Origin of the sequence: Mesorhizobium sp. M0659, assembly GCF_040320605.1 — a bacterium.
Lineage (GTDB): Bacteria > Pseudomonadota > Alphaproteobacteria > Rhizobiales > Rhizobiaceae > Mesorhizobium.
Window position 1 is genome coordinate 1 of the sequence record NZ_JAMYPY010000037.1, and the last position, 13,807, is coordinate 13,807.

The 13,807-nt window shown below is 62.2% G+C and carries 12 protein-coding genes and 1 pseudogene; 10 read left to right on the plus strand and 3 right to left on the minus strand.

Features of this window, described 5'->3' with window-relative positions:
• Positions 1-134: 134 nt before the first annotated feature.
• A complete protein-coding gene (locus NKI31_RS30235; RefSeq protein ID WP_352653305.1) occupies positions 135-812 on the minus strand; it encodes an MIP/aquaporin family protein in 678 nt (225 codons plus the stop codon).
• A 319-nt stretch (positions 813-1,131) separates the two neighbouring features.
• On the opposite strand from NKI31_RS30235, the gene NKI31_RS30240 reads away from it, so the two are divergent.
• The 7 genes and pseudogenes from NKI31_RS30240 to NKI31_RS30270 all read left to right on the plus strand — a co-directional run bounded on the left by NKI31_RS30240 (position 1,132) and on the right by NKI31_RS30270 (position 7,193).
• On the plus strand, positions 1,132-2,421 hold the full coding sequence (locus tag NKI31_RS30240) for an RsmB/NOP family class I SAM-dependent RNA methyltransferase (protein WP_352653306.1): 1,290 nt from the start codon (positions 1,132-1,134) through the stop codon (positions 2,419-2,421).
• A 72-nt stretch (positions 2,422-2,493) separates the two neighbouring features.
• Positions 2,494-2,946 carry a TspO/MBR family protein gene (locus tag NKI31_RS30245; RefSeq protein ID WP_352653307.1) on the plus strand — a complete coding sequence of 151 codons (453 nt, stop codon included), beginning with the start codon at positions 2,494-2,496 and terminating at the stop codon, positions 2,944-2,946.
• Between the two features lie 84 nt (positions 2,947-3,030).
• On the plus strand, positions 3,031-3,489 hold the full coding sequence (locus NKI31_RS30250; RefSeq protein ID WP_023686843.1) for a PaaI family thioesterase: 459 nt from the start codon (positions 3,031-3,033) through the stop codon (positions 3,487-3,489).
• Positions 3,490-3,616: 127 nt separating this feature from the next.
• On the plus strand, positions 3,617-4,285 hold the full coding sequence (locus tag NKI31_RS30255) for a 5'-methylthioadenosine/S-adenosylhomocysteine nucleosidase (RefSeq protein ID WP_352653308.1): 669 nt from the start codon (positions 3,617-3,619) through the stop codon (positions 4,283-4,285).
• Positions 4,286-4,340: 55 nt separating this feature from the next.
• Positions 4,341-5,903 carry a glutamine-hydrolyzing GMP synthase gene (guaA, locus tag NKI31_RS30260; protein ID WP_352653309.1) on the plus strand — a complete coding sequence of 521 codons (1,563 nt, stop codon included), beginning with the start codon at positions 4,341-4,343 and terminating at the stop codon, positions 5,901-5,903.
• Positions 5,904-6,194: 291 nt separating this feature from the next.
• A pseudogene (locus tag NKI31_RS30265) lies at positions 6,195-6,448 on the plus strand (Arm DNA-binding domain-containing protein); the annotation flags it as partial.
• Between the two features lie 196 nt (positions 6,449-6,644).
• Positions 6,645-7,193, plus strand: coding sequence for a hypothetical protein (locus NKI31_RS30270; RefSeq protein WP_023738284.1), 549 nt, complete (start codon positions 6,645-6,647; stop codon positions 7,191-7,193).
• Between the two features lie 172 nt (positions 7,194-7,365).
• Here the strand turns inward: NKI31_RS30270 and NKI31_RS31900 are convergent, their stop codons facing one another.
• Entirely contained in the window at positions 7,366-7,707 is a 342-nt protein-coding gene (locus NKI31_RS31900; protein ID WP_502898742.1) for an SDR family oxidoreductase, read from the minus strand.
• A gap of 237 nt (positions 7,708-7,944) precedes the next feature.
• The gene (locus tag NKI31_RS30285; RefSeq protein WP_023667728.1) at positions 7,945-9,291 is read right to left on the minus strand and encodes a family 1 glycosylhydrolase; all 1,347 of its coding nucleotides are present in this window, start codon (positions 9,289-9,291) and stop codon (positions 7,945-7,947) included.
• Between the two features lie 919 nt (positions 9,292-10,210).
• Here NKI31_RS30285 and NKI31_RS30290 point away from each other — a divergent pair.
• The 3 genes from NKI31_RS30290 to NKI31_RS30300 are packed head-to-tail and all read left to right on the plus strand — an operon-like array spanning position 10,211 to position 13,768.
• The gene (locus NKI31_RS30290) at positions 10,211-11,425 is read left to right on the plus strand and encodes an ROK family transcriptional regulator (RefSeq protein ID WP_023681814.1); all 1,215 of its coding nucleotides are present in this window, start codon (positions 10,211-10,213) and stop codon (positions 11,423-11,425) included.
• Positions 11,422-12,675 (plus strand): M20 family metallopeptidase, encoded by a 1,254-nt coding sequence (locus NKI31_RS30295; RefSeq protein WP_023667730.1) that lies wholly within the window; start codon positions 11,422-11,424, stop codon positions 12,673-12,675. The genes NKI31_RS30290 and NKI31_RS30295 overlap by 4 nt, the downstream gene beginning before the upstream one ends.
• A 31-nt stretch (positions 12,676-12,706) precedes the next feature.
• Complete coding sequence (locus NKI31_RS30300; RefSeq protein WP_031194643.1) at positions 12,707-13,768, plus strand: substrate-binding domain-containing protein; 1,062 nt, start codon at positions 12,707-12,709, stop codon at positions 13,766-13,768.
• Positions 13,769-13,807 lie beyond the last annotated feature (39 nt).

The window sequence follows — 13,807 nt, forward strand, 5'->3', positions numbered from 1 at the left end:
GGTGGGCTTGTTGTTTTTTTTTTAACCTCCAGCGTCCACCCCCCCCCTGCTCCCCCACCTCCCCCTAAACACCCCCCCCCCCGGCGCGGGGCGCCCCCCCCCCCCCCCCCCCTTCGTTTTCGCAGGCTTCGAAATCAGTCCTTTTCGAAGATGCGTGCCTTGGCGACGACGCCAGCGATTGCGCCGCCGATCAGCGGCGCAACGATGAACAGCCAGAGCTGGCTGAGGGCTGCGCCGCCGGTAAACAGCGCCGGGCCGATCGAACGCGCCGGATTGAGCGAGGTGCCGGTCACCGGGATCATTGCGAAGTGCAGTCCGGCCAGCGTCAGGCCGATGACCAGGCCGGCGAACGCCGTCGAGTGCTTCTCGGCGGTGACGCCGAGGATGACGGTGACGAAGGTGAAGGTGCCGATCAGCTCCCACAGGAAGGCCGAACTCGTCCCCCATTTCGCCACGTCCCAGCCATTGGCGCCGAAACCGGTGGTGTGCCCGCCGGTCTGGCCGGAGACGATGATCCACAGCGCCAGCGAGGCCAGAACGGCGCCGATGATCTGCGCGATCCAGTAAGGAATGACATCCTTGGCCGGCAGCCGGCCGGCAAGGAAGACGCCGAGCGTGACGGCCGGGTTGAGATGTGCGCCTGAGATGGGACCCACCGCGTAAGCCGCCGCAATCAGGCCGATGCCGAACGCCAGGCCGATGGCTTCCTGGCCCAGCGGCAAGTCGGCGAGAAAGCCACCCGTCGCCACCGACGCCGTGCCGATAAACACCAATAGAAATGTCCCTAGAACTTCCGCAAGATACGTTTTCATTGCCCTCTCCTCGTATCGATCCGTCGGTCCGCTTTTCCGCGCCGCGAATCATGGCGCAAAGAGTATTCCCAACGCAAAAGCTTGGAAAGCAGAGCAATTGCGCCACAGATCGTGCTTACGGCGGCCAGTTACCAACATTAGAGACCTTGCATATATTTGAGATTTGTTATCGCCGGCGTGCAGACATTTGCCGGCGGGGAAAATCGTCGGCCGCGAGCGGAAGGCCTCGTCGCCGCGAAATTCAAGCGGGGTTCAATCTCGACGCGAAACGCTCTAAGAGCAGGCCGAAAGATACTGTGCTCGATAGATGGAATGACGAATGCGACTGGGCGGACGGCTGGCGGCAGCCATTGAAGTGCTGGACGACATTGGCCGGCGCCACCGGCCGGTGGCCGATGCGCTGAAAGATTGGGGCCTGTCGCATCGCTTTGCGGGCGGCGGCGACCGCGCGGCGATCGGCAACATCGTCTACGACGCGCTGCGCCACAAACGTTCCGCCGGCTGGCTTTTGGGTGAAGACACGCCCCGCGCCATTGGCTTCGGCGCGCTGCTCATCGAATGGGGCCAGACGCCGCAATCGCTTAACGATGCGCTCCAGGGTGACAAGTTCGCGCCGCCGCTGCTCAGCGCCGCCGAGTTGCAGGCGCTGGCCGAGCGCCGGCCTGAAGACGCGCCGGAGGCGGTGCGGGCGGACATACCCGACTGGTGCGCGCCGCTCTTCGAACGATCCTTTGGCGCAGACTGGGTTGCGGAAGGGGCGGCTTTGGCGACCCGCCCGCCGCTCGACATCAGGGTCAACACGCTGCAGTCCGACCGCGCCAAAGTGCTGGCGGAACTCGCCGACACCGGCGCCAAGGCAGCTGCTATTGCGCCGCAAGGCATTCGCATCCCGCCCATCGACGGCGACGGCCGGCACCCCAACGTACAGGCCGAGCCGGCTTTCCAAAAGGGCTGGTTCGAGGTTCAGGACGAGGGTTCGCAGATCGTTGCAACCCTTGCCGGCGCGCAAGCCGGGATGCAGGTGCTCGATTTCTGCGCCGGCGCCGGCGGCAAGACGCTGGCGCTATCTGCGGCGATGGCCAACAAAGGTCAGGTCTTCGCCCATGATGCCGAAAAGGCGCGGCTGGCGCCGATCTTCGACCGCATCCGCCGTTCGGAAAACCGCAACGTCCAGGTTGTCACCAAGCCGGCTGAGCTCAGCCCCCTCGCAGGCCACATGGACATTGTGCTGGTCGATGCGCCCTGCACCGGCAGCGGCACCTGGCGGCGCCGTCCAGACGCCAAATGGCGGCTGACGCAAAGACAGCTCGATGCCCGCAAGGGCGAGCAGTCGGCGATCCTCGATGCGGCGAATGCCTATGTCAAACCGGGCGGCCTGCTGGTCTACATCACCTGTTCGGTGTTCGACGAGGAGAATGGCGAGCAGGTCGCCGCCTTTCGCGAACGGCACAAGGGCTTCGTTCCGGTCGATCATCGCGCGCTCTGGGATGCCAGCTTCCCCGGTCACGCAGCGGCCGCCCGGATCGGCAAGACAAGCGATATCTCGCTGTCGCCGGCTCTGAGCGGCACCGACGGGTTCCATTTCTGTGCGCTGCGTCGGGCGAATTGACGCTGCGATTGACAGGCTGACATAGCGCCAGTTGCAGATGCGCGGCGTCGGCCGCCAGACGGGGTAGAATTCTTGCAAAGATATGTGTCGCTTCTGCTTTTCCTCCTTCTGGTGCTCGGCGGCGGCCTGTTGATCGGCTATGCGACGCTGCCGGGTGACTGGTATGCCTCGCTCGCCAAGCCGTCCTTCAACCCGCCCAACTGGGTCTTCGCGCCGGCCTGGACGCTCCTCTATGTGCTGATCGCCGTGGCCGGCTGGCGGACATGGGAGCGGGAACGAGCAGCCGCCGCGATGAAGATCTGGGCCCTCCAGCTTGTTCTGAACTTCGCGTGGTCGCCGACTTTCTTCGGCGCCAAACAGATGGGGCCGGCACTGGTCGTGATCCTGGCTCTTCTCGCCAGCATTGCGCTGTTCATAGCCACGGTGTGGAACCGCGACCGGGTTTCCGGCTGGCTGTTTGCGCCCTATGCCGCGTGGGTAGCCTTCGCCACCTTGCTCAACGCGTCGCTGCTCCTGTTGAACTGAGTGCTTTGCTGCAGTGCAGCAAAAGCATTTGCGTGGCGTTCAGGCGTCTGCGATAAGCTTTGCAGATAAATCAGGGCGATGGCCATGGCAGCAAAGATCGTACCCGCACCCGATTATGAGGACCGCGTCAGGGCGTCGTTCGCGCGCCAGCAGGCGATGGCGACCATCGGCGCCGAACTGACGCTTGTGACGCCGGGCATCATCGAGATCGAAATGCCCTATTCGGCCGCACTCACGCAGCAGCATGGTTTCCTGCATGCCGGCGTGATTTCGACCGCACTGGACTCGGCTTGCGGCTACGCCGCGTTCTCGCTGATGCCGGAAAATTCCGGCGTGCTGACCATCGAGTTCAAGGTCAATCTCCTGGCGCCCGGCCGGGGCGAACGCTTCCTGTTCCGCGGCTCGGTGACCAAACCCGGCCGCACCATCATTGTCGCCGATGGCCAAGCGTACGCCTTTGCCGCCGATGGCGAGGCCAAGCTGATCGCGACCATGACCGGCACGATGATGACGGTGGTTGGCCGTGACGGGATAGCGGGATGAGGAGTGGTCCGTGTAACGGACGAAAAGCCCCCAAATTGGCTTTTCGAGCGACCCGGAGCCATAGCGACGGGCCGGCAGGCGACGAGAGCACCGCCCTTTCTGTTCCGCAGCCGAGGGAGTCGAATTCATGACCGGCAAAGTGTCGCGAATTGGCGGCAAGGACGTTCTTTTCGTCATGGCGGCGCAGGCCGAGTACGGTCCGCATCTGCAAAAACTGTTCACGCCGCTGATGACGGGCGTCGGCCCGGTCGAGGCAGGTGTGCGGCTCGGCGCCGAACTATCATGGCTGAAGTCTGAGAAGACGCTGCCCGATCTCGTCGTCTCGCTCGGCTCCGCCGGCAGCCGCACACTGGAGCAGACGGAAATCTACCAGGCGGTCTCGGTCAGCTATCGCGACATCGACGCTTCGCCGCTAGGCTTCGAAAAAGGCGCGACGCCGTTCCTCGACCTGCCGGTGACCCTCCCGCTATCATTCAGGATACCGGGCATTAAAGAAGCCAGCCTGTCGACCGGCGGCGCCATCATCACCGGTGCCGCCTATGACGCCATCGCCGCCGACATGGTCGACATGGAAACCTTCGCCTGCCTGCGCGCCTGCCAGCTGTTCGATATCCCGCTGATCGGCCTGCGCGGCATTTCCGACGGCGCTGCCGATCTGCGGCATGTCGGCGACTGGACCGAATACCTGCATGTCATCGACGAGAAGCTGGCGGATGCAGTCGTGCGCCTCGAACAGGCCATCGGCTCCGGCACGCTACACAAGGAGCAGCCTGGGCAAGAGCCGGCAGCGCTCTGAAAGTCGGGCTACGCACCCCATTGCGCCGACTCGTTTCTTTCTCTAAAGGCTCGCCATGACGACAGCCAATCATCCCGATACAGTCCTGATTGTCGATTTCGGCAGCCAGTTTACGCAGCTCATCGCCCGCCGCATCCGCGAGGCTGGCGTGTTTTCCGAGATCGTGCCGTTCCAATCGGCCGAAGCTGCCTTCAAGCGCATCAATCCGAAAGCCGTGATCCTGTCGGGCGGTCCCGCCTCGACATCGGACATCGGCAGCCCACGCGCGCCCCAGATCGTCTTCGATGCCGGCGTGCCGGTGCTCGGCATCTGCTACGGCCAGATGGCCATGTGCGTGCAGATGGGCGGCGTCGCCGAAAGCTCGATCCATCGCGAATTCGGCCGCGCCTTCGTCGAGATCGAAAAGGACAGCCCGCTGTTCGAAGGCCTGTGGGCGCCCGGCCAGCGTCACCAGGTGTGGATGAGTCATGGCGACCGCGTCATCTCGCTGCCCAAGGGGTTCGAGGTCTTCGGCAAGTCGGAAGGCTCGCCCTTCGCCATTTTCGGCAATGTCGCGCGCAAGATGTACGGCATCATGTTCCACCCGGAAGTTGTGCATACGCCGGATGGCGCCAGGCTGCTGAGAAACTTCGTGCACATGATCGCCGGCATCGAAGGCAACTGGACGATGCGCGCCTATCGTGAGCACGCGGTCGAGACAATTCGCAAACAGGTCGGCAAGGGCAAGGTGATCTGCGCGCTGTCGGGCGGCGTGGATTCATCGGTCGCTGCCTTGCTGATCCACGAAGCGGTAGGCGACCAGCTGACCTGCATTCTTGTCGACCATGGCCTTATGCGCAAGGACGAGGCCGCCGGCGTGGTGGCGATGTTCCGCCAGCACTACAATCTGCCGCTGATCCTGGTCGACGCGTCGGAAAAATTCATCTCGGCGCTGGAAGGCGAGTCCGACCCCGAGAAGAAGCGCAAGACCATCGGCCGGCTGTTCATCGAAGTGTTCGAGGAAGAGGCCAAGAAACTCGGCGGCGCCGATTTCCTGGCGCAAGGCACGCTCTATCCCGACGTCATCGAGAGCGTCTCCTTCACCGGCGGCCCGTCGGTGACCATCAAGTCGCACCATAATGTCGGCGGCCTGCCGGCGCGCATGAACATGCAGTTGGTCGAGCCGCTGCGCGAACTGTTCAAGGACGAGGTGAGGGCACTGGGCAAGGAACTCGGCCTGCCCGAAAGTTTTATTGGCCGCCATCCGTTCCCTGGACCAGGCCTTGCCATCCGCTGCCCCGGCGGTATCACCCGCGAGAAGCTCGAAATCCTGCGCGAGGCCGACGCCATCTATCTCGACGAGATCCGCAAGGCCGGCCTCTACGACGCCATCTGGCAGGCTTTCGCCGTGCTGCTTCCGGTGCAGACCGTTGGTGTGATGGGCGACGGCCGCACCTACGAATTCGTCTGCGCGCTGCGCGCCGTGACGTCCGTCGACGGCATGACCGCCGACTTCTACCACTACGACATGGCTTTCCTCGGCGCGGCGGCCACCCGCATCATCAACGAAGTCCGCGGCATCAACCGCGTCGTCTACGACGTGACGTCGAAGCCGCCAGGCACCATCGAGTGGGAATGATTCAGACCTACCCAAACGCCGCCGGAAACACGCCATTGTACGCCACAACCATTTGATAACACGTATAAATCCATTCGGAGACAATTAGCGACAATCGGTGCGGAGATTGGATTTGACGGACCGGCTGACGGACCTTCCGCAAATTGCTAGCTCAGATTTTTCGAAGTACCGTCAGATCCAATGAGGCTCTGACGGTGTTTTTTGATGCCTTAAGGCACTGAAGATAAAACGAATGTTCTGCCGAAGAGCCTCGAAATTGTACTGACGGTACTTTTCAGGAGGTAGCGGGGAATGCTGACGGACGTCGCCCTTAAAGCCCTGAACCAAAAGTGAAAATCTACAAGATTGCTTACCGCGACGGCATGTATGTTCGCGTCATGCCTAGTGGCGCGATCTCCTTTCGGCTGGATTACAGGCTCAACGGACGCCGCGAGACGGTCTGTCTTGGCAGGTATGGACGGGACGGAATCTCACTTGCCCTTGCCCGAGAGAAGTGTCTCGACGCGAAGCGCGCTATTGGCGAGGGACGGTCGCCGGCGATACAAGCGCCGAGTTGTGACACCGATCACCGGCCGACTTCAGCGCCGAATGGCTACCAAACCAAAGCGATGTCCGGGCCGTCAAGGCCTCTTCTATCTCGGCCAAGCCGGCCCGGAGCCCGCATTCAGTCACATCCCTTGAACCTGGGTGCAGAGCTGCTGCATCGAAGCCATTTGAGCAGCCGAGTTCGCGCCCGAACCCGTGCTGGTGCTGGCGGTCGTATCGCCAGCTGTATTCGAGGATCCCGACGTGCCGGTGGTTGTACCCGAACCAGTGCTGTTGCTGGCCGTGGTGTTACTGCCGGTCGAACCAGAGCTGCCTGAAGTGCCGGTGGCTGTGCCAGAGCCGGTGCCGACACTCGCCGTTGTATCACTGCCGGTCGAAGCCGAGCTACCTGACGTGCCGGTCATTGTGCCAGAGCCAGTGCCGTTACTGGCCGTCATTCTCGAGCAGTCGGAGCGAACCTGTGCCTGCTGTTCAGAGCTCAGGGACGACCAGTTCTTGCGGATCTCATCCTGCGACAGAAGTCTTCCCGAATTGGCGTCGCTGAAGAATGAGCCCGAGAGCTTGCTGTCCCAGCCGCTCGGGATACCGCTTTGGCCTGAGCCGGACGTAGAACTCATACCCGACCCGGCCGATGAGCCGGACGTTCCGTTCGTGCCGCTGGATGTTCCCGACGACTGCGCCAAGGCCGCGGTGGCGAGACAGAGAGAGATCGCTGTAGCTGTCAAAATCTTACGTTTCATGTGAGTCTCCTTTGGGGTTCGACGCCGTTGCGGCGTCGAACCCTAATCTCGAGGAAAGGCACTTGTTCCTGTATAGAGTGGAATTCGATGTCATGATCCTTGTGCACCAGCCTTGGTCTCGAATGCGATGCCGGAGCGCTTCAACGACGACTGACGCCTCAGGCGAGAGCTGTCCGCTACTGGGTGTTAGAGGCGATATGCGGAACGCTTCCCGAATAGTTGGGTGCCACCATCGGGTAATTGCGAGGCAGGTTCCATTTGGTTCGGTAATCGTCCGGATTCATGCCCAGTCGGCCAAGGTGCGAACTGCGTCGGGTCTCGGCTAGAGACAGGAGGGTGGCCTTTGCCGCGGCGTATAGCTCGACATGCGGAGCTCGTCTCGACCGCGCACACTCAATATGTTTTACGATGACGCCGCCAGATGTCATATGAGCGAATGCCTTTCCGGCGAAATAGATTGCTCCCAGCAGGTCGACGCTCAGCACCTTCAGCCAGCCCGCTCTAGTGAATGCCTCAATGGTTAAAGATTATCAGGCCGGCGCGTTGTTGACGATTATTACCAACCTGCCGAACGCGTGAGCGCAAGTCGACAGCACCGTGATAGCGGCCTCCCCGGCGCGCCCCTTGTCGAACCGATGCGCGCCTTCTCGACCTTGCCTCCACCCACGTCGGCTCACCCGTGCACCTTCGGTGCCCAACCGCATGGCGATGGCCAGTCCAATGCCGCTTGCAGCACCGGTTACAATGCAGTCTTGTTATCCAGGCGCATCGGGTTCGACCTCTTTCTGGGGAGCAGCAAGTGGTTCAGTCCAGCCTTCAGCGACCCGATCCACGCTCAGCAGGCTGCGCGCATAATCCTGTTGCGCGCGAACAATGGCATCGTCTTGCTGTGAGGGAAGAAAGACCGGCAAAGCAAGGCAGACACTTTGTGTGGCCAACAGCTTGTTCCAGTTCGCGATCAGCGCCTTGAAAGCGCGCCCCACCGCCCTCGGATTTCGGTCGAGGTCATAGAGGCCGAGCGGATTGATCCGTCCGTTGTTCTCCCGAAGCGCACTGTCCCAGTCCACCTGATCCGTCAGCGAGTACCAGGTGAAGCCTACGATGGGGATGCCATCGTTGCGGATCCGCAGCACGTTGGCCCACTCTTTCCACAGCCAATAGACGGCCTCGTCTCCATTGGGGCCTTCGCTGATGTTGGTCTCCGTATGCATTACGGGAAGCCGGTAGCGGTTGAAGTACTGCCGCGTGATCTCGTCATAGCCAAACACCTCGCCGGACCCGGACGTCGTTCCGTCTGCCCAAACCCGATGTTCGTTGGTCTGGTAATAGTCGGTGCCCATCACGCAATGCCTGCGCAGATGGCTTTCCAGGAAGAAACTGTATTCTTCGGCCGTCATCCCGTTTTCGAGAAGATAGCGATAGGTGTGCGCGTCGACGTCATGACCGTAGTTGAGGTCAAGCGACAGGAAACGCTCGCTGTTGAACCGTTCCGCTCTGCCGACCGCCTCGGGAGAATCGGCGTGGAAGTATTCCGAGGATTCGCTCTGAATGAAGATGGCGTCCGGCCGCACCTCGAGAATCGCCCGCATGGCAAGCACGTTCGCCTTCACGATGTGCTTGAGGGCGGTGACGAAAGCAGTGTCGCTGCTCAGTTGTTCGTTCCACCATCCCCAGCGGGCCGAAAAGGTGGCGCAGATGAACATCTCATTTATTGGGGTGAAGAGCTGGATCCACGGATAGCGCATCGCGAAATCCCTGGCGTAGTGCTCGAATAGTGTCGGAAAGTCCGGGTTCTGGAAGTTGCCAATCCAGTCCGGCACGCCAAAATGGCAAAGGTCGACGATCGGAAGAATGTCTTTCGCCTTCAGGTCCGCGAAGGTCTCATCGGCGAATGCCCAATCATAACGTCCGTCACCCAGCCATGTTTTGTGGATGGGAGGTCCGTAGCGGAGGAAATGCACCCCGAGATCCTGGACCAGTTCGAAGTCGGTGCGCCATCGTTCGTAGAAGCGGCATTTTTCCATTTCGTCGACGCGCTCCCGGCCTTGTCGAATGGTGGGGGTGCTGTTCTCGATGCCGGTGGCAAACATGAACGTGAACATTGATGGTCCTTAGCCAAGGCGGAGATGCCCGCGCTTGGTCAAACGTTCAGTGCTCGACGCAGTTCCTGCAAGACTGCTTGTCAAGTTCGGTGGGCGCCTGACAACCACGTGCCTGCAAGTGCTATTCACAGTCGGTTGACCGTTCGTTGCGAAAGGCAACGGCACATGGCGGAAAAGCCTTCGAACCGGCTTTTTGCCAAAGCCGGAGAATGGCTGGTCGAGAAGGTTCAGCGGCGATTTCTCCAGCCTCACCCGGCCATTCGGAAAGATGGCGCTACGCTCGTGATTGTGAGCAGGGGCCACCCAGGCATAGGCGGGTCGAGATTGGCGGAATTCTATCCCACGGTTCAAGCGAGCAGCTTGCGCCGAATATGATCGGACTATGCTGGACGGAGAGGTCGGCTTCGGGCCAGCCCAGTTGGCGTCAAACGGGTCTTTGCGAGTTAAGGCGGTATGGTAGTTATCCACGTTTGCAAACTGCAAACGGACGTTCCGCTGCCGGCCCCATTTGAGCCATTCACTGGGACGCAGACCCGCGGTACATCACCGATATTCTCGAAGCCAATAGTTGGTCTCGTTCATCGTCCCATGGTTCGACAGACCCATACGAGAGAATACGAGAGATATGGACCGGCGAACCATCCGCTGTATTGATCTCCTGTAGAAAACAGTGCCCCTCAGAGACTAGCATGATCGTTATTTGTCAATGCGCTGCGAAGCTGTTCGCCCAATTGATTCAAGAAGCTGATCCAGCCACTCCCTGACCGCATTTATCTTCTGCCGAACGGCAGCACCGCGCCTGAATCCTGCCTCCGGATCAATGTTCGCGTGCGCAAAAACGGCCGCTCGCGAACATACATTGACAGGTCCAGTTCCGAATAATAAGTTCGGTCATAGAACGAATTAACGGGAGTTCAATGTGACTGACCTGCCGCGCATATCCCGTCAGTTCTCACAGCGCTCCGTGATGGAAGCGATCGTCCAGGGCGGGCCGATCTCCCGCGCCTCGATCGCCAAGCTGACGGGCCTGTCGAAGCAGACCATCTCCGAAATCATGCGCGGGCTCGAGCAGGAGGGCTGGGTCCAGGAAACCGGCCGCACCAGCGGCCATGTCGGGCGCACCGCCGTCACCTACGAACTGGTCCACGACGCAGCCTATATCATCGCCGTCGACCTTGGCGGCACCAAGGTGCGGGTCGCGCTGACGGACCTTGCCTGCCAGATCTTTGCCGAAGCCGCCACACCGACCGACCCGCGCGGCGGCCAGTTCGTCGTCGATCAGATTGCAGCGCTGGCCTTCGATGCCGCGGCCAGACAGCACGTCGCGCGCAAGAAGATACGCCTGGCCGTCATCGGCGCGCCTGGCGCTCCTGACCCGGCCACCGGCCGCATTTTAATGGCGCCGAACATTGCCGGCTTCGACACAATGAATGTGCTGGATGCCTTCGAAGAAGCGCTCGGCGTCGCGGTGATGATCGAGAACGACGTCAATCTCGCGGTGCTTGGCGAGAACTGGCTCGGCCAAGGCCAGGGCATCGACAATCTCGCCTACATCGCGCTCGGCACCGGCATCGGCAGCGGGCTGATGCTGGGCGGCCATCTGGTGCGGGGTGCTGGGCACGCCGCCGGCGAGATCGGTTTCATGCCGATCGGGGCCGATCCCTTCACCGAGGAATCACTGCGCACCGGCGCATTCGAACGCGCGGTGGCCACCCACGCCATGACCGATCGCTACCACGCTCTCACCGGCAGGCAGGTCTCGGTGCCGGCAATATTCGAGAATGCCGCGCTTGGCGACAAGGACGCGCTCACCGTGCTCGACGAAACTGCCCGCCATCTGGCGCAAGGCGTTGCGGCAATCGCGGCAATCGCCAATCCAGAAAAGTTTATCCTCGGCGGCTCGATTGGGTTGCGGCCCGAAATCCTGTCCAGGGTGCAGGCGCTTCTGCCGCTATGCTTCCCCTATCCGGTCAGGGTCGAGGCGAGCGAACTCGGCGCACGCGCAGCCCTCATTGGCGCGGCGGCAATCGGCCTTGGCCAGTTGCACAACACGCTGTTCGGCGTCGACGCGCCTGATGGCCGGATTTCGCTGCCGCCTGCCCAGGCCGCCGCCCTGAAGGAGGCCGCGATATGACTCACGATATTACCGCCCGCCTGCAGGCAGCGCTCGACCGCGACGACGCACTAACGCTGTTTCGCCGCGCCATCGGCCGAGAGAGCATCACCGGCAACGAAGCCAACTTCGTCGACTTCCTAGAAGCCAGGATGCGCGACCTTGACCTCAGCGGCCTGACCAGGACGGAATTTCTTCCCGGGCGGCCCAACATCTGGGGCGAGCGCAAGGGGGCCGACCAGGGAAAGCGCCTGCTGTTCATGGGCCATACCGACACCGTCCATGTCGACGGCTGGCGCGAGCATTGGGCAGGCACCGAGCGTGAGGATCCGTTCGCCGCCCCGATCATTGATGGTGCTGTCTGGGGCCGCGGCTCAGGCGACCTCAAGGCCGGCATCACTGCTTCGCTGGCGGCACTCGCGCTACTCGACAAGGCAGGCGTTCGCCTCAAGGGCGACGTCGCCTTCGCTTTCATCGGCGACGAGGAGAGCGGCCAGCCCGGCACCGGCATTTCCGCCGGGATCAAGCACTTCGTCGGACGCATCGAGACCGGCGAGGTCACAGCACCCGATTTCAGCGTCTATGTCGAGCCGACCCGCCTGGCCGTTTATGCGGCGCAGATCGGCTTCTTCATCACCGATATCTCGATTACCGGCAAATCCGCCTATTTCGGTGTGCCAGAACTCGGCAAGGATGCGCTCCGTGCAAGCCATGCCGCGATGACGGCGCTTTGGAAGCATTCGGATGAGGTCGCCGCGCGCGCCGAGCACAAACTGGTCGGGCGCGGCTTCCTGCTTATCACCGGGCTTGCCGGCGGCGGCTACATTGCCGTTCCCGAGCGCTGCACGCTCTCGCTGATCCGTAAGCTGTTGCCTGGCGAAGACCTCGACACCGCCGCCGCCGAGATCGAGGCTGCCGTGCGCGGCGCGATCACCGATCCGGATATTTCGGTAGAGTTCGCCTACCCCGCCGGCCGCGACCACAGGCTGGGCGGCACCGCTGCCGAGATCGGCGAAACGCGGGCGGAAGTCGCCATGCTGTCCGACGCGATGGCCGGCGCAATGAGCGGACGCGGCGTCATCGAGGGCGCACCGTTCTGGTCGGAGTCCCCCTTCATCATCAATCAGCTCGGTATTCCTGCCGTCTATTGCGCGCCCGGCGACATCAGGAATTGCCACACATTCGAGGAGCACGTGGATGTCGAGGAATATTTCGCCGGCATAGTCGGCTTCGCCGCCTTCATGGCCCGCTATTGCGGCGTGGCCGACTGAACCACCAACGAAGCAAAATGGGAGAACTGACATGCCGATGAAGACACTGATCGCCGCCGCCTTTGCCGGCGGATTGATGCTTGCCGCCAACCCAGCTTTCGCACAGACGGTCGGCCCGCAGGGCGAGAGCGCCACGCCGAGCGCCGACGTGATCCTAAGCGATGCCGACATCGCCGCGCTCAAGGACAAGGGCTACAAGGCTGCCTTGCTCTGGCACACCTCGTCCGATTTCACCAATGCGGTAACCGCCGGCGCCACCGACGAATTCGCCCGCGCCGGTATCACCATTGCGGTCAAAACGGATGCCCAGTTCGACTCCGCCCGCCAGCGCAGCGACATCGAGACGGCGTTGGCCGCCAAGCCCAACGTCATCTTGGCGCTGCCGCTCGACCCGGTCACCTCGGCAGAAGCCTTCCGCCAGGCGGTCAAGGACGGCACCAAGCTGGTGTTCCTGTCCAACTTGCCCAAGGACTACAAGCAGGGCACCGACTACGCTTCGATCGTGACTGACGATCTATTCCAGATGGGCAAGCAGGCTGCGGACGCGATGGCCAAGGCGATCGGCGGCAAGGGCAAGGTCGGCTACATTTTCCACGACGCTGCCTACTACGTCACCAACCAGCGCGACCAAGCCTTCAAGACCACCATCGAGAAGGTCTATCCCGACATCAAGATCGTCGCCGAACAGGGCATATCCGACCCGGCCCGCGCCGAGGAACTGGCCAACGCGATGCTTTTGCAACATCCCGATCTCGACGGCATCTACGTGACCTGGGCCGAGCCGGCCGACGGCGTGCTGTCGGCGCTACGCGGCGCCGGCAACGCCAGGACCAAGATCGTCACGCTCGACCTCGCCGAGCCGGTCGCGCTCGACATGGTCAAGGGCGGCAATGTCGCAGCCCTCGTCGCCGACAAGGCCTATGAACTCGGCCGCGCCATGGCTGCTTCCGGCATGAAGTCGCTGCTTGGCCAGCCGACACCAGCCTTCGTCGTCGCCCCGGCCCTGACCGTCACCAAGGAGAATGTCGCGCAGGGCTGGAAGGACTCGCTCAACCGCGACGCGCCGCAGCCGGTGCTCGACGCGTTCAAGTAAGGCTCTCGCTCCGGCGCGGCCCGCCGCACCGGAGCTTTT